We start from the raw sequence: 18,934 nt of genomic DNA, 5'->3' as shown, positions 1-18,934 counted from the left end.
CGGGCTTACACCGGCTCGATCTTGCGCGCCTGGTCGGCCCACATGATCGGGATCCCGTCGCGGATCGGGTAAGCCAGGCGGTCCGGGCGGCAGGTCAGTTCCTGCGCCTTCTTGTCGTACTGGAGTGGGCCCTTGCACAACGGGCAGACCAGGATATCAAGCAGTCGAGCGTCCACGACATTTCTCCACGATTTGTTCGGCCAGCGCAGGATCGATCCACGCCGTCACGGGCACGACCCACAAGCGCGGATCGTCCTTCAGGTTATCAAGTTGTCGACATTTTACTGCATCCTTCTCCGTGATCAGGATGACATCGGCATCGACCGCGTCGAACGGGCGGTCGAGAAAGTCGTGATGATCGGGCAGCGGCAGCTCGCCGATGCTCAAACCGGCACCGCGCAGCATGGCGAAAAAACGGCCCGGATTGCCGATGCCGGCCGCGGCGACGATGCGCTTGCCGATCAATTCTTGCAAGGGCAGGCGCGCGCCGGGCCGCGCCAGCGGCGCGGCGAATTCGCCTACCAGCCGCATCTGGAATGGGTGGCCGCCGACCGCCTGCGCCAGTGCCGGCGTGATCGCGGGGGCATTGATCACCGTGAAATCGCGGCGCCGCGACGGCGGCTCGCGCAGCGGACCGGCCGGCAGCAGCCAGCCATTGCCGACGCCGCGGCCATCGAACAGCACGATCTCGATGTCGCGCGCCAGCGCGGTATGTTGCAAGCCGTCGTCGGTGATCAACACATTGACTTCGGGATGGGCCTCCAGCAGCGCCCTGCCCGCTTCGGCGCGGCGCCGCCCCACGAACACCGGGCAGCCGGTGCGGCCGGCGATCAGGAGCGGCTCGTCGCCGAGCTCGCGCGGGTCGGAATCGGGCCTCACTTCACGCGGGCTCGACTGCGCGCCGCCGTGGCCGCGCGAAATCACGCCCGGGCGCAGGCCGGCGGCGCCCAGCGCCTCGGCCAGCCAGATGGTGAGCGGGGTCTTGCCGGTACCGCCAATAAAGATATTGCCGACCACGATGACCGGCACCGGCAAGCGCGTGCGCCGCCTCCACCCGAGGCGGTAAAACAGCGCGCGCAGCGCGGCGAGCAGCCGGAACAGCAAGGCGAGCGGCCACAGCGCCAGCGCCAGCGGGCCGCGCCGCAGCCAGGCGCGGGTCAGGATCGATTCGAGTGAAGGAGATGCCATGCTCAAGCCAGGACGCACGCGTGGGACGCGTCCGTCCCCTTACTTTTTAGTGCCGGTCTGGGCGGCGAAGGTCAGCTTGTCGAAGCCGGCCGTGCGCGCCGCTTCCATCACGTTGATGACCATCTGGTGCATCGCGAACTGGTCGGCGTTGACGATGACGACCGGATCGATGGCCGGCTGACCGCCGGGACCGCTGGCAGCGGCCGCCTTCAGGTCTTCGGCCAGGCCGGCCACGTTCTGGAAAGACACCGGCACATTATTCACCGTGTAATTGCCCTTGGCGTCGATGGTCACGTTGATCTCGAACGGGCGCTCCTGCGCCTTGCTGGCGTCCGCCGTCGGCAGCGTGATCTGCAATTCGGTGAACTTGCTGTAGGTAGTCGAGACCATCAGGAAAATCAGGACGACCAGCAGCACGTCGATGAAGGGGATCAGGTTGATCTCCGGTTCTTCGCGCTTGCGGCCGCGGCGGAAATCCATCATTTGCGGGCACCATGGACAACGTCGACAAACTTCACCGCCTGCAGTTCCATCTCGACGACGAAGCTGTCGACCAGCGCGCGGAAGTGGCGGTAGAACACCATGGCCGGCATGGCGATGGCCAAACCGAAACCGGTGTTATACAGCGCCACCGAAATGCCGTGCGCCAGTTGCGCCGGGTTGTTGCCGCCGGTCGGGCTCTGCGCGCCGAAGATCTCGATCATGCCGACCACCGTGCCGAACAGGCCCATCAGCGGCGCCAGCGAAGCGATGGTGCCAAGGGTGGTCAGGAAGCGTTCCAGGCCCTGGGCCACGCCGCGCCCGGCCTCTTCGATCGTTTCCTTCATGACGTCGCGCGGGGCGTCGACGTTGCGCAGCGCCGCCGCCAGTACGGTGCCGAGCGGCGAATTGTGTTCGAGCTTGTCGACCACCTCGGGGGTGACCTTGCCGGACCGGTAGACGCGGATGACTTCGTCAAGCAATTGCTTCGGGAGGATCTTGGCGCGGCGCAGAAAGATCAGGCGTTCCACGATCAGGGCGACAGCAAGGACCGAGGCAATCAGCAAGAACCAGATCGGCCAACCTGCAGCATGGAAGATAGCGAGCAAGACAAACTCCTGAAATATAGAAAAAATCAATCCAGCAATGTAACAAGTTGCTAGCACTGCGGCAAGTGCATTACGCCCGAGGTTCTGCACATCTTCTGTGGATAAAAATGTGCGCAAGGCGCCCGGCTCGCGCAAAGCGCCTTGATTTCAAAGGGTTTTTTCAGTGTGCGCAAGAAAACGGCAGCACAAGGCAGCGCGCGCCGCTCAATCTGCTCAAGGTTAAATAAGCGTATTGATCGATCTCAAATGTGCACAGTTACGAACATAATCTGTGGACAAAATTGTGCGCAAGGCGCCTCGTGGATGGCTAAGTGATTGATTTAAATAAATAAAGTTGTCCGGCGCAAAAATGAGGCAAGGGGCATTCCGCCACAGCCACGCCGTGTGCGGCGCTTCCACACATTCTGTGGACAATAATGTGAGCAAGGCCTGCCGTAAATGCCTAAGCCATTGATTTACATAAATTAACTTCAACTGCACAATATTTCATCGCTCGGCGTCCAGGCCAATGCTTCGATGCAAAAAGTGGGCTTTCTGCATGGCTTGTATGGTGAATTTCAACGCAGTGCAAAGAAAGTTCGGTTCTGCACGGATTTTGTGGATAACAATGTGATGAATGCGCTGTACTCTCACCTAAGTCATTGATTTGATAGAGCAAGGTTCACGCTGCCGCCAAAACGGGCAGTACTCGATCTGCGTTTGTGCACACTTATTGTGGATAAAATTGTGCGCAAGGCGCGCGGGCTAGCCTTAAGTCATTGATATAGAACATTTTAATTTCCTAGCGACATTTTTAAGCAAGGCTGAGCCGGCCCTGGCGCCACGATGTCGGCAACAGGGCTCACCCACGCATCGTGCACTCTTCTGTCTTATGGATGAGTTGCCCACAGTTTATGTGGATAAGATGGTGGTCGCCGGCCAAGTTGCGTCTGCAAGCCGTTGATTGCAAAGGCTTTCAATAGAATGCATTGAAAAGCAGCAACTACATCTCCCTTGCACGCTTGCCGCTACCCCTTGTCGTTTTCGTTCAGATATGACATAAGCATCAGCTTTGCCCGCGATCCCAGTTCCCATGCAACGCACCGACGCCGACCCGGCCTATACCGCTCCAGCCGTCATGACTGTCACGGCCCTGAACCAGCAGGTTGCCCGCCTGCTCGAACGCAGTTTTCCACTGGCCTGGATCAGCGGCGAGATCTCCAACTTTACCCGTGCCAGCTCGGGCCACTGGTATTTCACGCTGAAGGACGACGCCGCCCAGGTACGCGCCGTGATGTTCCGCGGCCGTGCCCAATATGTCGATTTCAATCCCCGCGAAGGCGACAAGGTCGAGGTGCGCGCCCTGGTTACCCTGTATGGCGCGCGCGGCGACTACCAGATCAATGTCGAGACGATCCGGCGTGCCGGCGTCGGCGCCTTGTACGACGCCTTCGTGCGCCTCAAGGAAAAGCTGTCAAGCCAGGGGCTGTTCGACCAGGACCGCAAGCGCGCGCTGCCGCTGTTCCCGCGCACGATCGGCATCGTCACCAGCCCGCAGGCTGCCGCACTGCGCGACGTGCTCACTGCACTGCGCCGGCGCGCGCCGCATGTGCGGGTGATCCTCTACCCTGCCCCCGTGCAAGGACAATTTGCGGCAGACAAGATCGCCGAGGCCATCATGACCGCGTCCACCCGGGCGGAAGCCGACTTGCTGCTGGTCTGCCGCGGCGGCGGCTCGATCGAGGACCTGTGGAGCTTCAACGAAGAATGCGTGGCGCGCGCCATCGACGCCTGCGCCATCCCGGTGATCTCGGGGGTCGGCCACGAAACCGACTTCACCATCGCCGACTTTGCCGCCGACATGCGCGCCGCCACCCCGACCGCCGCCGCCGAACTGGCCGCCACCCCGCGCGCCGACTGGCTCGCCTCCCTGGCAAGCGACGCCCAGGACCTGCGGCGCGCCATGCGCCGCAGCCTGTCCGAGGCCAGCCAGGGCGTGGACAACTATAGCCGCCGCCTGCTCAGCCCCTCGGCCCAGATCGGCCACCAGCGGGTGAAACTGCTGTCAATGGCGGCCGCGCTGACGCACGCGGTGCGCACGCCGGTGAACCGCCAGAGCCTGGTGCTGTCGCAATTGCAGCAGCGCAAGATGCGCTATCGCCCCGACCTGCGCACGCTGCGCGCCCAGCTCTTGTCGGAAGGACGCCACCTGAACGCCAGCGTCGGCAACGCGGTCAAACAGCGGCGCGATGCGCTGGGCGCGCTGTCGGCCCAGTTAGAATTGCTCAATCCGCAGCGCACGCTCGAGCGCGGTTATGCGATCGTGCGCAATGCCAAGGGCGAGGTCGTGCGCGACCCGGCCCAGCTCAAGGCGCGCAACAAGCTGGTCCTGCGCCTGGCCGGCGGCAGCGCCGAAGTCGGCATTTCCAGCGTGCAGAGCGTCCTGGAAGACTAGCCAACAATGCAACCTTGCGCCATCCGGTTTAGAATAACAGCGCTCTGGAACCAAACCTGTCCAATCAAATAAGGAAGAAAACATGGAACATACCCTGCCACCACTGCCATACGCCAAAGATGCCCTGCAGCCGCACATTTCGGCCGAGACGCTCGAATACCACTACGGCAAGCACCACCAGACCTATGTCACCAACCTGAACAACATGATCAAGGGGACCGAGTTCGAGAACATGTCCCTCGAAGAGATCATCAAGAAGTCGTCGGGCGGTGTCTTCAACAATTCGGCCCAGGTGTGGAACCACACTTTCTTCTGGAACTGCATGACCCCGAACGGCTCGGGCGCGCCTGGCGGCAAGGTGGCTGAAGCCATCAACGCCAAGTGGGGCTCGTTCGACAAGTTCAAGGAAGAGTTCAACAAGTCCGCGCTGGGCAACTTCGGTTCCGGCTGGACCTGGCTGGTGCAAAAGGCCGACGGCGGCGTCGACATCGTCAACACCTCGAACGCCGGCACCCCGCTGACCACCTCGGACAAGGCCCTCTTGACCGCCGACGTCTGGGAACACGCCTACTACATCGACTACCGCAACGCCCGCGCCAAGTTCCTGGAAGCCTTCTGGAACGTGGCCAACTGGGAATTCGCCGAACAGAACATGGCGTAAGCCTGGTTTTTTCTGCGTAAGACACATGGCCCGCCCCACGCGGGCCATGTTGTTTCGGTTGGCGGCGCGGCGCGGCGGCCCTTTTGGGCCCCATGCTATACTGACAGCGTCCTGTCCCACCACGATTGTATGAGACGAGTCCTCGTCATTGTCCTTACCCTGCTGTTTCCCCTGAACGTCATGGCGCTGTCCATGTCGGCGTCGCTGCTGCAGGCCGGGCCTTTGTCTACGCCTGCCCCTGCTCCTGCTCCTGCCCCGGAATCCGCACTCTCCCCTTCCTTCGCCGCCGATTCGCACACCGGACAACATCTTGCCTGCGCGCCCGCCTGCGACCGCGATCCCGACGAGCCGCCCGGTCACCAGGACTTGCACGACATCGTCTATCGCGAGACCGCGCCGCGCCTGACCGGTCCGGCCGCACCGGCGGCACTGGGCCAGGACGCTTCGCGCCCCTTCGATTCTCCCGCTCCGCCCGTCAAGCCGCCGCGCAGCTGACGCTAGCGCGGCGTTTTGCCCGGCCTGGCTTCCGATCGCTCCACGCACCAGCGTGCTGCGGCAACCGGCAGCGGCCTCCCGCGCCCGGGTCCTTGCGGCCAGGCGCACAATCGTATTGAAGAGGTATACAAGATGGAATGGCTATTCGACCCTACCATATGGGTGGGTCTGCTGACTTTGATTCTCTTAGAAATTGTTCTGGGAATTGACAACCTGATCTTCATCGCCATCCTGGCGGAAAAGCTGCCGCCGCACCAGCGCGACAAGGCACGCATGATCGGCCTGTCGCTGGCGATGGGTATGCGGCTGGGCCTGCTTACCATCGTCTCCTGGCTCGTCACGCTCACCACGCCGCTGTTCGCGCTGGGGTCGTTCAGTTTTTCGGGGCGCGACCTGATCCTGCTGCTGGGCGGCGTGTTCCTGCTGTTCAAGGCCACCGTCGAGCTGCACGAACGCGTCGAAGGCGTCGTGCATACGCAGTCGCAGTCGAAGGTGTATGCCAGCTTTGCCTCCGTGGTGGCGCAGATCGTGGTGCTCGACGCCGTCTTTTCCCTCGATGCGGTCATCACGGCCGTGGGCATGGTCGATCAGCTCTGGGTCATGATGGCGGCCGTGGTTATTTCCATCGGTATCATGATCTTGGCCTCGAAGCCCTTGACGCGCTTCGTCAATGCCCATCCGACCGTGGTGGTGCTGTGCCTGAGTTTCCTGCTGATGATCGGCCTGAGCCTGGTCGCGGAAGGCCTCGGCTTCCATATTCCGAAAGGCTATCTGTACGCGGCAATCGGTTTCTCGATCATCATCGAAAGCCTGAACCAGTTCGCCCATCGCAATTCGGTCAAGCAAGAGGCGCGCGTTCCTTTCCGCGAGCGCACCGCGGAATCAGTGCTACGCCTGCTGGGCAACCGCAAGCGCGCCGAGCCGGCCGCCGACCTGGCGGACGGCTTGAGCGCCCAGGAGACGGCGTTCGCGGTCGAAGAGCGCAACATGGTGAGCGGGGTACTGGCCCTGGCCGACCGCTCGATCCGGTCGATCATGACGCCGCGCTCCGAGATGTCCTGGGTCAATCTCGAGCAGGACACGGCCGCCATCCTGCAACAGCTGCATGACACCCCGCACAGCCTGCTGCCGGTTTGCCGAGGCGAGCTCGACAACGTTATCGGCATCGGCCGCACCAAGGATTTGCTTGGCGTGCTGATCCAGGGCGGGACGGTCGACGAATCGCCTGATGGATTGCTGAGGCAACCGATTATTCTGCCCGAGACCGCCGGCGTGCTGCGCGCCATGGAAACGCTCAAGCGCGCCCGTGGCCAGCTGGTGCTGGTGGCCGACGAATACGGTTCGGTCCAGGGCCTGCTGACTCCAATCGACATCCTGGAAGCCATCGCCGGCGAATTCCCCGACGAAGACGAGCAACCGGCGATTCGCGCGCTGGGTCCAGGCCTGTGGGAAGCCGACGGCTCGGCCGACCTGCACCTGCTCGAGCAGCTGCTGGAAACCGATACGCTGGTGGTTGCCGGCGCCGGCTATGCTTCGCTGGCGGGCTTCCTGGTCGAGCACCTGGAAACCCTGCCCGAAGTCGGCCAGTCGCTTGAACTAGATGGGGTACGCTACGATATCCTGGCCATCGAGAACCGGCGCATCGCGACCGTCTCGATCCGCCGCCTCGATACCATCGCCGCAGAGGGCGATGGCTAGCATGATGCTGCAAGGTGGCCCGCTTGGCCGGCCACCTTGCATAGTCAAGGCGTGTCGGTCTTTTGCTGGCGCGCCAGGTACAGCGTCTGGGTCGGATAGGCGAACTCGATGCCTTCGCTGGCAAAGCGGTCGAACAAGGCCATGTTGATCGCCTGCTGAGCGTCCATGTAGGCGCCGTACTCGGGCGTCTGCATGATGTAGACCGTTTCGAAATCAAGCGACGAGTCGCCGAACGACTTGAAATGGGCGCGGTCGAAAACGACTCCCGGCTGTGCCTGCACAACCTCACGCAATATCTCGGGAATGGCCCGCAGCTGCAGCTTGCTGGTGTCATAGGTCACGCCGATACCGAATACGATGCGCCGGGTCTGCATGCGCTTGAAGTTGCGAATCCTGCTCTTGAGCAGGTCGCTGTTCGAAAAAATGATTTGCTCGCCGCCCAGGCCGCGAATGCGGGTGGTTTTCAGGCCCACGTATTCGACGGTACCGGCGATATCGTCGACGGTAATGAAGTCGCCCACCTCGAACGGTTTATCGAGCACGATCGAGAGCGACGAGAACAGGTCGCCCAGGATGTTCTGCAGCGCCAGTGCCACCGCAATGCCGCCGATGCCCAGGCTGGCAACCAGCGTCGTGATATTGACGCCGAAGTTATCGAGGATCATCAAGATGATGACCAGCCAGATCACGGTGCGCACCACGAAGCCGACCGCCGCAGTCGAGGTGGTGCTGGCCGCATCCTGGCCGACGCGGCGGGCCCGGTAGTAATGCAGCCAGGCATGCACGCCGATGTCTCCCCAGCGCGCCACCTGCAGCAGCAAGGCCGCGATCGCCAGGCGCGAGAGCAAGGTGGCGCGCGGCTCGGACAGGGCCAGCGATTGCGCCCCGGCGACAATCCCGATCGACAGGATGAATAGTGGATTGGTGGCCGACAAGACCTTGACGGCGATGTCGTCGAGGTAAGTCGTCGTGGTGGCGGCGAACACGGCCAGGCGGCGCACGACCAGGCCCTTGGCCAGGTAGAGCAGCAGGCAGACCGCCGCGCCGATGCCGAACGCAATAGTCCAGGCCGTTAAATCGTAGCCCAGGATGACATAGTGCATGGTCGTTCCCCTATCGTGGTCGGTGGGTCGGCTTACGCCGCCTTTGGTTCAGCCTCTGGCGCCGGCACCGTGCCGGCTGCAGCCGTGATGAAGTCGCGGCCCCAGCGGTTCACATCGTGCTCGGTAGCGATCATGGCCATGCGCGAGGTCCGGTAGCTGCGCTCGTCCTCGCCCATGGTCAGCGCCTGGTGCAGCGACGCCGTCATGGCATTGGCGTCGTAGGGATTGGTCAGCAAGGCTCCGTGCAGCTCGACTGCGGCACCGGCAAACTCGGACAGGATCAGTACCCCTGCCGTGCCACTGGCTTTGTGGGCCGCGACGAATTCCTTGGCCACCAGGTTGAGTCCGTCGCGCAGCGGTGTGATCCAGGCAATGGCGCACGCAGCATAGTGTGCCAGTACTTCCTCGAATGGCAAAGAACGGTAGAAATAGCGCACAGGCACCCAGTTCAAGGTGGAGAAGCGGCCATTGATCCGGCCCACGGCGCGGTCGACTTCGACCCGCAGGCTTTCGTAGATCGCCATGCCGGGCGCCGCCGGCGTAATAATATTGAGCAGGGTCACTTTGCCGATGTGTTCTGGGTACTCTTCGAGCAGCCTTTCGAAGGCCTGCAACTTTTCCAGCGTGCCCTTGACGTAATCGAGACGTTCGATCGAGATGACGCCGGTCGCGCCACCAAGATAGTCGCGGATGGCCGCGGCCTGCTCCTGCACCGCCGGCGTGGCCAGGGTACGCGCGATCATCGCCACATCGGTGCCGACCGGGTGTGCGCCCAGGCCGACCTGGCGCCCGCCCGAGGTAATCGAGGTGGCGGTCGTATCGACCCCGAGCGCGCAGCCATAGGTCAGGAAGCGCGGCGCGCATGCCAGCCGGGGGCCGACGTCGACCGGGGCGAAGGAGCGCACCGCATCGACGAAATTCTCGACATAGCGCGGGATATGAAAACCGATGTAATCGCACTGCAGCAGGCTGCCGATGATCTCGCGCCGCCATGGCAAAATATTGAACACGTCGCTCGACGGGAAGGCCGTATGGTGGAAGAAAGCAATGCGCAGGTCCGGGCGCAAGGCGCGCAAGAAAGACGGCACCATCCACAAGTTGTAGTCATGCACCCAGACCAGCGCGCCCTCGGCCGCCTCGCGCGCGGCCTGCTCGGCGAACAGCCGGTTTACTTCCAGGAAGCGCTGCCAGTGCGCCTGCTTGAACTCGGCCTTGTCGGGGAAGGAGAAAATGATCGGCCAGAACGCTTCTTTTGAAAACTGCTTGTAGAACAGGTCGACATCTTCTTCGGTCAAGGCAATACGCGCCACCCGCAGCTGCGGATATTGCACCGGATCGACCGCCACGTGCGTGACGAAGCCTTCCGGGTTGCGGCTGGCCTGCTGCGACCATGCCACCCAGGAGCCCGCCTGCTCTCCCGCAAAGAAGCGCAGCAGCGTAGGAATGATGCCGTTGGGGCTGCGCGGCGGCCGCTGCACCGCGACGCCGTCCTCGATCACTTCGTCGTACGGCTGGCGGTGGTAGACCATGACGAGTCCGGCTGGGCCGCGTTCGCTGGCCGGCAGCGGCTCCGCCGGGCCATGGGGAATCGCGCCATGGCGCACCAGTCCTTCCAGGATGCCGTCGCAGCCTTCGCCCTGGGCAATATGGGTCAGCGGATACTTGCGCACCGCCTCGACCAGCGCCGGTTCGGCGCGCCCGACGACAACGCCGCGCAGGCCGGTCTCGAACATCGACAAGTCGTTGAGCGTGTCGCCGGCGACAACGATCGTCGCCGGATCCAAGCCGATGGCCTCGGCCAGGCGCAGCACGGCCGCCCCCTTGCCTACGCCGCGCGGCAAGACATCGAGATAGCAGCCGGCCGAGAGCAGCAGATCGCAGTCGAGCGCCTCGACCGCCGCGCGCAGGGCCTGGGTCACATCGTCTTCACTGCACAGGAAAGAACAGCGGCGCTCCTGCGGAACGCTTTGCCGGATCAAACCCGGGAAGCCGGCCAGTGCCTTGATCACGGCCTGCGACCCAGGCCAACGCCGCGCAATATCCTGCTGCAAGTCTTCTACCGGACGCAAATCGCCGTGCACGATGGTCGCGCCGACATCGGCAATGATGTAGTCGGGCGTCGGGACGGTGGGATCGCTCAGCAGCGGCAGGACCGATTCGAGCCCGCGGCCGGTGACAAAGACGAGACAGGCGCCGGGTTCGGCATCGGCAGCCGAAAACAGCGTACAGACCCGGCGCCGGGCATCGGGACTGCCGGCCAGCAGTGTGCCATCGAGATCGGTTGCGAGTATAAAATTGTTTGGGTGGGGGCGCGCTGCCCACTGTGGTGGAGTTGCGTTGATCATTGATATTCTTTCAACTGGTGCGCCCGATCTGCGGCGCCAGCTAGCTGGCGCCTGCGACACGGGGCGCATGCGATGCCTGTTCGGGCAAGGGCAATCGGCAGGAATGGATGCATCAACAGGCTGCTTCTCCGCGAGGGAAAAGCTTGCTGGTGACACGGAGACAAGTAATTGTAACAAGAAAATACATTCGGCGCAAATGTACATGTCATTGTGTAAATAATTTTCCACCCTCCCGCTCCGTGCCAGCCCCCCTGCACTGTGCGCTGGCGCGGGTGTTCTCCATGGAACCGACCGGTCCGCCCGGTATTGCTATCCTGGTGCATACTTGTCAATGACATCCATGTGCGCGCCCGCCGGCGCCACGGGTCTCCAACGAAAGCGTCAGCCAACATGCAACTACCGGATCGACTTCAGTTTCTCGTGAACCGCTACAGCGAACGCTTGTGGGTCAAGCCCGTGATCGCCTGCCTGCTGTCGATGGCCGGTGTCGGTCTGGCGCATTTCGCCGACAATATTTCGATCGACTGGAAAGTGCCCGAAATCGCCCAGAGTTCGGTGATCGACCTGCTCAAGATCATTGCCGCCAGCATGCTCGGAATCGCGACCTTCGCCGTGGCGTCGATGGTTTCCGCCTATGCCTCGACCGGCCAGTCGGCGACCGCGCGCGCTTTTCCGCTGATCGTGGCCGACGATGTCTCGCAAAACGCCCTGTCGGTCTTTGTCGGCGCCTTCATTTTTGCCATCATCGCCCTGAGCGCGACCACCAACGACTATTTCGGCAAGGCCGGCCGCTTCACGCTGTTCGTACTGACCTTGCTCACGCTCATGATCGTGATCCTGGTATTCGTGCGCTGGGTCGACAGCATCGCCCGGCTCGGGCGGCTCAGCGCCGTGATCGCCAAGGTCGAACAGGCGACGGCGCAGGCGATGACCCGGCGCAAGAAGCAACCCTTCCTCGGTGGACTGGCCGCCAGCGGCCCCTCCTGCGGGCTGGCCTTCCATAGCGACGACAGCAACAATAGCGGCAACGTCGGCTACCTGCAGCGGATCGACATGTCGGCCTTGCAGGAAATCGCCACGAACAGCAAGGTAAGGATCACGCTGGCGGTGTTGCCGGGGGCGATGATCGTTCCTTCGCGCCCGCTGGGCTATGTGCTGCAGGATTCGATCGACAGCGGACCGGTCGAGGCCGCGCTGCTGAGCAAGGCCTTTATTATCGGGCCGGTGCGCCGCTTCGACGACGATCCGCGTTTCGGACTGGTGGCGCTGTCCGAGATCGGGTGCCGCGCCCTGTCTCCCGGCATCAACGATCCCGGCACCGCCATCGCGGTACTGGGCTCGGTGCACCGCTTGTTCTCGAACTGGGTCGGGCCTGCCGACCCGGTCGAGCTGGAGTACGACCGGATCGAGGCGCCGGAGTTGTCGCTCGACGAGATGCTCGAAGATGTCTTTCCCGCGCTGGCCCGCGATGGCGCCGGCCTGATCGAGGTGGCGATGCGGGTACAGCGCGTGCTCGGCGAACTGGGCCGGTGCGGCAACTCGCAGCTGGCGCTGGCGGCGCGCCGCCATGCCGAGCAGGCGATGGCGCGTTCCGAACGGGCACTGGACTTTCCCGCCGACCTGGAACTATTGCGCTTGCGCCATGAGGACTACCAGGCGCCCCCGTTCCGGCCAGCTGCCTGAGCCGATCCGGCCGGCCCGCCTGGTCAAGCCTGCTCAAGCCTGCTCCAAGTGCCGGCGCAGGTATTCCACGCAGACCCGCACCCTGCCCGACCCGGCCAGGCGCTGCGGATACACGGCCCATACGCTGGCCGGCTGGGTGTACTCGGGCAGCACCGGCACCAGGGTCCCGTCGGCCAGATAGGCGCGCGCGTCCCATTGCGAGCGCAACACGATGCCGGCCCCCTCTACCGCCCAGCGCAAGGCGATCTCGCCATGGTTGGTCGAAAGCGCGCCGGAAACGCGCACGGTTTCTTCGCCGTGCTTGCCCGTCAGGCGCCAGCTGCCCAGTGGATGGTCGCGCTCCTTGATCGTCAGGCACTGGTGGCCGGCAAGCTCGGCCAGCGTCCTGGGCATGCCATGCCGGGCGATATAGCCGGGCGCGGCGCACAAGATGCGGTGGTTGGCCATGAGCTTGCGCGCCACCAGTTGCGGCGCGATGGCGTCGCCGATGCGCACGTCCAGGTCGAAGCCCTCGGCCAGCGTATCGACCAGCCGGTCGAACACCTCGAAGCGGATCTGCAGGCGCGGATAGGCGGCCGCAAGCTGGGCGATCACCGGCGCCACCACCTTGCGCCCGAAGCCGAAGCTGCTGCAGATGCGCAGGCGGCCGGCCGGCTCGCGCTGCCGCTCGCCAAGCACTTCGAGCATGTCGTCGAGCTGCTCGAGAATCAGTTGCGCGCGCCCATAAGCCTGCTCGCCCGCGTCAGTAATCAAGATGCGCCGGGTGCTGCGCTCGAACAGCCGCACCGCCAGCTGGCGCTCGAGAATGCCGATGCGCTTGCTCACGAATGCCGCAGACATGCCGAGCGTTTCGGCCGCAGCGCTGAAGCTGCCCTGGCGCACCACGCATACAAACACCCGCAAGTCGCCCTGTTCGATTTGATTATTCACGATTCGTGTCTTATCCGATTACATTGCAAGCGATTATAAACGCGTCGTATTCTTGTTATGCTGATTCCGACCCCATCCACAGCACCAGGAGCCATGTATGAAAAAGCACAAGATTGCGGTGATCGCCGGCGACGGCATCGGCAAGGAAGTCATGCCCGAAGGCCTGCGCGCGCTCGAGGCGGTAGCCGAACGCTTCGGCATCGAGTTCGAATGGCGCCGATTCGAATGGGCCAGCTGCGACTATTACGCCCGCCACGGCACAATGATGCCGGACGACTGGAAGGCGCAACTGGCCGATTGCGAAGCCATCTTTTTCGGCGCCGTCGGCTGGCCCGACACCGTACCCGACCACATCTCGCTGTGGGGCTCGCTGCTGAAATTCCGGCGCGAGTTCGACCAATACGTCAACCTGCGCCCGGTGCGCCTGATGCCGGGCGTGCCCTGCCCGCTCGCCGGGAAAAAACCGGGCGACATCGACTTCTATGTGGTGCGCGAGAACACCGAGGGCGAATACTCGGCGGTGGGCGGACGCATGTTCGAAGGCACCGAGCGTGAACTGGTGCTGCAAGAAGCGATCTTCACCCGCCACGGCACCGACCGCATCTTGAAATATGCATTCGAGCTGGCCCAGCGCCGCCCCAAGAAGCACCTGACGGCGGCCACCAAATCGAACGGCATCGCGATCTCGATGCCCTACTGGGACGAGCGCGTGGCCGCTGTCGGCACGGCCTACCCCGAGGTGCACTGGGACAAATACCACGTCGATATCCTGGCGGCGCGTTTCGTACTCTCGCCCGAGCGCTTCGACGTAGTGGTGGCCTCGAACCTGTTCGGCGATATCTTGTCCGACCTGGGCCCGGCCTGTGCTGGCACGATCGGGATCGCGCCGTCGGCCAACCTCAATCCCGAGCGTAACTTTCCATCGCTGTTCGAACCGGTGCACGGCTCGGCGCCCGACATCTATGGCAAGAACATTGCCAACCCGATCGCAATGATCTGGTCGGGGGCGATGATGCTGGAATTTCTCGGCCATACCGACGCGCACGACGCCGTGATGGCGGCGGTGGAGCACTGCCTGGTGAGCGGCCCGCGCACACCAGACATGGGCGGCGCGGCCAGCACCACCGAAGTCGGTATCGCGATCAGCACCCATCTTGCGGCCGCGCGCTAGCCTGCCGGCTGGTGTCAGCAAGTTGTATGCAAATGTCTGCGCTTTGTAGGGACTGTGTTTTTAGCCACACGGTCTTATACAATCCTGGGCCAAGGAGAACATACGCATGTACCGAGTGATGCTGGTGGAAGACGACGCGCGGCTGGCCGAGCTCGTCATGGAATACCTGTCCGGCTACGAATTCGCAGTCGACCTGGTCACGCGCGGCGATACCGCGCTGGAGCGCTTCAAGGCGCTGGCGCCAGACGTGGTGGTGCTCGACCTGATGCTGCCGGGCCTGGACGGCATGGTGGTGTGCCGCCAGATTCGCGAGGTCTCGGAAGTGCCGATCCTGATCCTGACCGCGCGCGAGGATTCCTACGACGAGGTATCCGGCCTGGAACAGGGTGCCGACGATTTCGTCAACAAGCCGGTGCAGCCGCGGGTGCTGCTGGCACGCCTGCGCGCGCTGATGCGGCGCACCCAGGCCAGGAGCGCGGACGCGAGCGTGCTGCAGTTCGGCGCGCTGCGCATCGTCACGACCGACCGCAGCGTGCTCTGGCGCGACGAGGTCTGCGTGCTCTCCAATACCGAATACAAGCTGCTGCTGGTGCTGGCCGAGGCGGCCGGCCGCGTGCTCTCGCGCGACGAACTGCTCAAGAAGATGCGCGGGATCGAATTCGATGGACTGGACCGCAGCATCGACAACTGCATCTCGAAACTGCGCCGCAAGTTCGACGATGCCGATTCAGAAAAGATCAAGACAGTATGGGGCGAAGGGTATCTGTTCTCGCCGTCGGCGTGGAACTAGCCTGTGCTGCCTGCGATCTGCGGCGCCGCTTGAGCCCCCCCCCTATTCGAACAGGGGCACGATCGCCAGCGGCGCGCCATATGTCACGAGCTGGGCGCTCTCGCCGCTGAAACGGTAGGTGGCGCCCGGCAGATCGGCAACGGCGTCGCCCGCAAAAGCCGGGCCGGCCACCAGTTGCAAGGGCTGTTCGCCGTCTGCGCCGCGCAGCCTGACCGAAATGTCGCCACTGTGCTTGGCGAACACCATGCGCACCCCCTCGCAACGCTGCGAACGCGCGCTCGCATCGACATGGCGCGCATAGGCCAGCGCCTGCTCGCAGGCGCTGCGCAGGTCTGCCGTTTCATAGGTATTGTCCGGCTGCGTAGCGATCGATACCCGCGCGCGTAGGGTAAAGCCGCCCAGCCTGCGGTTCGGCGCCAGCACGGCGTTCTCGTCATAGGCCGCCTTCACCAGCGGCAGCACGGTGCGCCCCAGCGCATCGAGCGTCAGGCTGGTACGCACGGTCTTGCCGGTTAGCGCCAGCTGGATGCCATCGGCCAGCACGCCCTTGGCGCGCGGCACCAGCTGCAGGTGGTTCTGCAGCAGATTCTTGGCGCCGCCGTATTTTTCGAACACCACCATGGCGCGGTAGGCATCGCGGTAGCTGGCCCACTCCGGCGCGTACGGTTGCACCTGCGCCGCGGCCAGGCCGGCCGTGGACAGCAGACAAACGCAGGCGGTGGCGTGGGTCAGGCGCATGCTCAGAACCGGTAAGCCAGCGCGGCCGTTAGCGTCGCGCCAACAGGCTGCCCGACGAGCGGGCTGCGGCGTGCGTCGCCCAGCAGCTGGGTCGCCTGCACGGTAGAAGTCACGATCCAGGCGGGCGACAGTGCCCAGTTCCAGCGCGCGCCCAGGTAGACGTCTTTCAGGCCGCCGCGGGGACGGTAGTCGGGGTGGCCGCTGGCGAAAGACTCTTGCGCGCCAACGCCGAAATAGGCCCGGTTGTAGGCGCTATTGACCAAGCTGGCGCCGGCCGACAACGCGACCGTATGATGCGGCGCGACCTGCAGCGCCAGGCGCTGGATGCCCAACTGGGCACGCATACCGTCGCTGTCGTTGCCGGCCCCGGCCAGGATGCTGCCGGTCAGGCGCCAGGCCGGCGCCAGATAATAGTTGAGAAAGCCCCCCGCCTCGAGACGCGGCTTGATCTCGTCCATGCCGTGCAGGCGGTTGGGATTGGCCAGGCTGGCCCGGGCGCTCACCTGGCTTGCCAGGCTGTCCTGCGCCCCGCCAATGCTCGCGCCCGTGCCGGACGGCGAACGGCCTGGATGGAGCGCGGCCAGCGGGCCGTATTCGATGGCCGGGTTGTCCGACCAATGGATGCCGGCCCCCATGCCGGAAATAAAGGCGCCATTGCTCCACTGGACCTGCAGCACCGGCAGCGCGCCCGTCTTGTTGCTGGCCGCCCCATCGTAGCGGGGCGCCGACGCCAGGCCCAGCCCCGCGTACATGTCGCGGCTGCCGTCAGGCATCGGGTTGGTGGCCGGCGTCTGCGCGCAGGCAGCGCTGCTCGAGACGGCCAGGGCCAGGGCCAGGGCGCATAGCTTGTTCATGTCGTGACAACCGGGAGTTCGCGTGCTCATATTTTACGTCGAGCAAGACAAATTCTCACGAATTGTTGCATCAGACGTCCAATCCCCTTGGAAAGGCCAGCGCCTGGCGCTGGCGCCGGCGCGATGGTGCCGCAATCGAGCGCACGATGCTAAATGCGTCGAGCCAATTCTTGTCGCGCTTCATTGCCTGGAAATGAAAAAAACCCGCCGACACTTGCATATCAGGCGGGCAAACGGAAAACCAGATACATCCTGATACCTGATGCTGCCTATCATAAAGACCGGGCGCCGCCGATTCTCCCTCCGACTGTCGGCCAATTGTCATCAATTTGTAAGTATCGCCAGGTAGCTTGCTGCTATACAATGCGCGGAAGGAGAAACTATGTATTACGCAGTATCTGGTAACCGCAAGTGGTGCAGGGTGGGTAGGTGAACCGGATTTTCTTTCGCTTCTTCGTACTGGTGATGCTGTCGATCACGGCGGCCACCTTCGTGATCTATTTCGCATTCAGCCGCCTGTTCGGCGACCCGCTCGAAGACATCGCACGGCGCCAGGCCGCGGCGCAGATCTTCTTGCTCGAACAATACATCGACAAGGCGCCGGCCGACCAATGGCTCACGCGCCTGAACAATGTGCGGGTGGTGTCCGACGTGCGCTACGACCTGGTCAGCCTGGCCGAGGCGAGCTCTAGCATGGGCGGCAGCCGCCGCAGCGCGCTCGAACGCGGCGAGATCGTGCTCGATCCGGCCGGCCGCACGCTGTTTCGCCGGGTGGACCTGCTGGGCGAGCGCTATATCGGCAGCCAGGAAGAAGTGCTGCGCGCGCGTAACCTGCCAGTGGACATCGGGCAGGCGCTCAAGCGTGAGGCGCTACGTTACATCATCGTCGCGATCGCGCTGCTGGTTCCGATCGCACTATGGTCGCGCTCGCATTGGCAGGGGCTGCAGGCGCTGTCGCGCGTGGCCGACGAATTCGGCAGCGGCAAGCTCGGCGCACGGGCGCGCATGAAACCGTCCGCAGCCGTCTATCCGCTGGCCGAGCGCATCGACCACATGGCCGACCGCATCGAAGTTTTGCTCGAAGCGCAGAAAAGTCTGTTGCATTCGGTCTCGCACGAGCTGCGCACCCCGATCGCACGGCTCGAATTTGCGCTGGAACTGCTCGATGCGCGCACGCGCGATCCGGAGCTGAGCCGGCGTATCGGCGCCATGGAAGGCGACCTGCGCGAGCTCGATTCCCTGGTCAACGAACTGCTCGACATGAGCAAACTCGACAGCGCGCGCACCCTGCAGGCCGCGCCGGCCCCAGTGGCGCAGATGCTGCACGACTGCACCGGCATGCTGCCGCCTGCGTCCCATCGGCTGCACTGCCTACTGGCCGAAGACCTGGGCCAGCTCGAGATGGACCGCCGCCTGCTCTCGCGTGCGGTCTGCAACCTGCTGCGCAACGCGCAGAAGTATGCCGCCAGCTGCGTCGAGCTCAGGGCCAGGCGCAGCGCGACGGCGCTCGAGATCATGGTGGACGACGATGGTCCGGGCATACCCGCCGACGAGCGAGAGCGGGTGTTCGAACCGTTCTACCGGCTCGACCGCAGCCGCGACCGCAGCACTGGCGGCTTCGGTCTTGGCCTGTCGATCGCGCGCAAGGCGATCGCGCTGCACGGCGGCACTGTCAGCGCGCACGCGTCGCCACTGGGCGGCGCGCGCATGGTCATTACCCTTCCCCTGAAACGCTGAGCGACAGAATCGTGCCAGC

At 63.9% G+C, this 18,934-nt stretch carries 17 protein-coding genes; 8 read left to right on the top strand and 9 right to left on the bottom strand.

Going from position 1 to position 18,934, the window contains the following annotated elements; all coding sequences use genetic code 11:
- Window positions 1-5: 5 nt before the first annotated feature.
- Genes NRS07_RS07265 through NRS07_RS07250 form a run of 4 tightly spaced genes read right to left on the bottom strand, consistent with a single transcriptional unit; the run spans window position 6 to window position 2,276 of the window.
- Window positions 6-176, bottom strand: coding sequence for a Trm112 family protein (locus tag NRS07_RS07265; RefSeq protein ID WP_259212161.1), 171 nt, complete (start codon window positions 174-176; stop codon window positions 6-8).
- Window positions 157-1,188, bottom strand: coding sequence for a tetraacyldisaccharide 4'-kinase (gene lpxK, locus NRS07_RS07260; RefSeq protein WP_259212160.1), 1,032 nt, complete (start codon window positions 1,186-1,188; stop codon window positions 157-159). The genes NRS07_RS07265 and lpxK overlap by 20 nt, the downstream gene beginning before the upstream one ends.
- Before the next feature lie 39 nt (window positions 1,189-1,227).
- On the bottom strand, window positions 1,228-1,668 hold the full coding sequence (locus NRS07_RS07255) for a biopolymer transporter ExbD (RefSeq protein ID WP_259213087.1): 441 nt from the start codon (window positions 1,666-1,668) through the stop codon (window positions 1,228-1,230).
- The gene (locus NRS07_RS07250; RefSeq protein ID WP_259212159.1) at window positions 1,668-2,276 is read right to left on the bottom strand and encodes a MotA/TolQ/ExbB proton channel family protein; all 609 of its coding nucleotides are present in this window, start codon (window positions 2,274-2,276) and stop codon (window positions 1,668-1,670) included. The genes NRS07_RS07255 and NRS07_RS07250 overlap by 1 nt, the downstream gene beginning before the upstream one ends.
- A gap of 1,072 nt (window positions 2,277-3,348) precedes the next feature.
- Between NRS07_RS07250 and xseA the strand changes: the two genes are divergently transcribed.
- The 4 genes from xseA to NRS07_RS07230 all read left to right on the top strand — a co-directional run bounded on the left by xseA (window position 3,349) and on the right by NRS07_RS07230 (window position 7,564).
- Window positions 3,349-4,710 (top strand): exodeoxyribonuclease VII large subunit, encoded by a 1,362-nt coding sequence (xseA, locus tag NRS07_RS07245; RefSeq protein WP_259212156.1) that lies wholly within the window; start codon window positions 3,349-3,351, stop codon window positions 4,708-4,710.
- A gap of 82 nt (window positions 4,711-4,792) precedes the next feature.
- On the top strand, window positions 4,793-5,371 hold the full coding sequence (locus tag NRS07_RS07240) for a superoxide dismutase (protein WP_259212154.1): 579 nt from the start codon (window positions 4,793-4,795) through the stop codon (window positions 5,369-5,371).
- A 129-nt stretch (window positions 5,372-5,500) separates the two neighbouring features.
- Entirely contained in the window at window positions 5,501-5,866 is a 366-nt protein-coding gene (locus tag NRS07_RS07235; protein WP_259212153.1) for a hypothetical protein, read from the top strand.
- A gap of 132 nt (window positions 5,867-5,998) precedes the next feature.
- On the top strand, window positions 5,999-7,564 hold the full coding sequence (locus tag NRS07_RS07230; protein WP_259212151.1) for a TerC family protein: 1,566 nt from the start codon (window positions 5,999-6,001) through the stop codon (window positions 7,562-7,564).
- Window positions 7,565-7,608: 44 nt separating this feature from the next.
- Here the strand turns inward: NRS07_RS07230 and NRS07_RS07225 are convergent, their stop codons facing one another.
- Together NRS07_RS07225 and ggpS are read right to left on the bottom strand one after the other, a co-directional pair.
- Window positions 7,609-8,667 carry a mechanosensitive ion channel family protein gene (locus NRS07_RS07225; protein WP_259212150.1) on the bottom strand — a complete coding sequence of 353 codons (1,059 nt, stop codon included), beginning with the start codon at window positions 8,665-8,667 and terminating at the stop codon, window positions 7,609-7,611.
- Between the two features lie 32 nt (window positions 8,668-8,699).
- Window positions 8,700-11,012: a glucosylglycerol-phosphate synthase gene (gene ggpS / locus NRS07_RS07220; protein WP_259212149.1), complete on the bottom strand. Its 2,313-nt coding sequence runs from the start codon at window positions 11,010-11,012 to the stop codon at window positions 8,700-8,702.
- A 420-nt stretch (window positions 11,013-11,432) separates the two neighbouring features.
- Here ggpS and NRS07_RS07215 point away from each other — a divergent pair, with 420 nt between their 5' ends.
- Entirely contained in the window at window positions 11,433-12,695 is a 1,263-nt protein-coding gene (locus NRS07_RS07215) for a DUF2254 domain-containing protein (RefSeq protein ID WP_259212147.1), read from the top strand.
- Between the two features lie 33 nt (window positions 12,696-12,728).
- Here NRS07_RS07215 and NRS07_RS07210 read toward each other — a convergent pair whose 3' ends face one another.
- A complete protein-coding gene (locus tag NRS07_RS07210; protein ID WP_259212145.1) occupies window positions 12,729-13,625 on the bottom strand; it encodes a LysR substrate-binding domain-containing protein in 897 nt (298 codons plus the stop codon).
- Window positions 13,626-13,722: 97 nt separating this feature from the next.
- Between NRS07_RS07210 and NRS07_RS07205 the strand changes: the two genes are divergently transcribed.
- Together NRS07_RS07205 and NRS07_RS07200 are read left to right on the top strand one after the other, a co-directional pair.
- Window positions 13,723-14,796: a tartrate dehydrogenase gene (locus NRS07_RS07205; RefSeq protein WP_259212144.1), complete on the top strand. Its 1,074-nt coding sequence runs from the start codon at window positions 13,723-13,725 to the stop codon at window positions 14,794-14,796.
- A 106-nt stretch (window positions 14,797-14,902) separates the two neighbouring features.
- Window positions 14,903-15,586, top strand: coding sequence for a response regulator transcription factor (locus NRS07_RS07200; protein WP_259212143.1), 684 nt, complete (start codon window positions 14,903-14,905; stop codon window positions 15,584-15,586).
- A gap of 42 nt (window positions 15,587-15,628) precedes the next feature.
- On the opposite strand, the gene NRS07_RS07195 is transcribed toward NRS07_RS07200, so the two are convergent.
- Window positions 15,629-16,324, bottom strand: coding sequence for a hypothetical protein (locus NRS07_RS07195; protein WP_259212142.1), 696 nt, complete (start codon window positions 16,322-16,324; stop codon window positions 15,629-15,631).
- A 2-nt stretch (window positions 16,325-16,326) separates the two neighbouring features.
- A complete protein-coding gene (locus NRS07_RS07190; RefSeq protein WP_259212141.1) occupies window positions 16,327-17,178 on the bottom strand; it encodes a MipA/OmpV family protein in 852 nt (283 codons plus the stop codon).
- A gap of 429 nt (window positions 17,179-17,607) precedes the next feature.
- Here NRS07_RS07190 and NRS07_RS07185 point away from each other — a divergent pair, with 429 nt between their 5' ends.
- Window positions 17,608-18,915 carry an ATP-binding protein gene (locus tag NRS07_RS07185; RefSeq protein WP_259212140.1) on the top strand — a complete coding sequence of 436 codons (1,308 nt, stop codon included), beginning with the start codon at window positions 17,608-17,610 and terminating at the stop codon, window positions 18,913-18,915.
- Window positions 18,916-18,934: the final 19 nt, after the last annotated feature.

This window comes from Massilia sp. H6, assembly GCF_024802625.1.
Taxonomy (GTDB): Bacteria; Pseudomonadota; Gammaproteobacteria; order Burkholderiales; family Burkholderiaceae_D; genus Telluria.
This window is presented reverse-complemented; position numbering and strand designations above follow the sequence as displayed.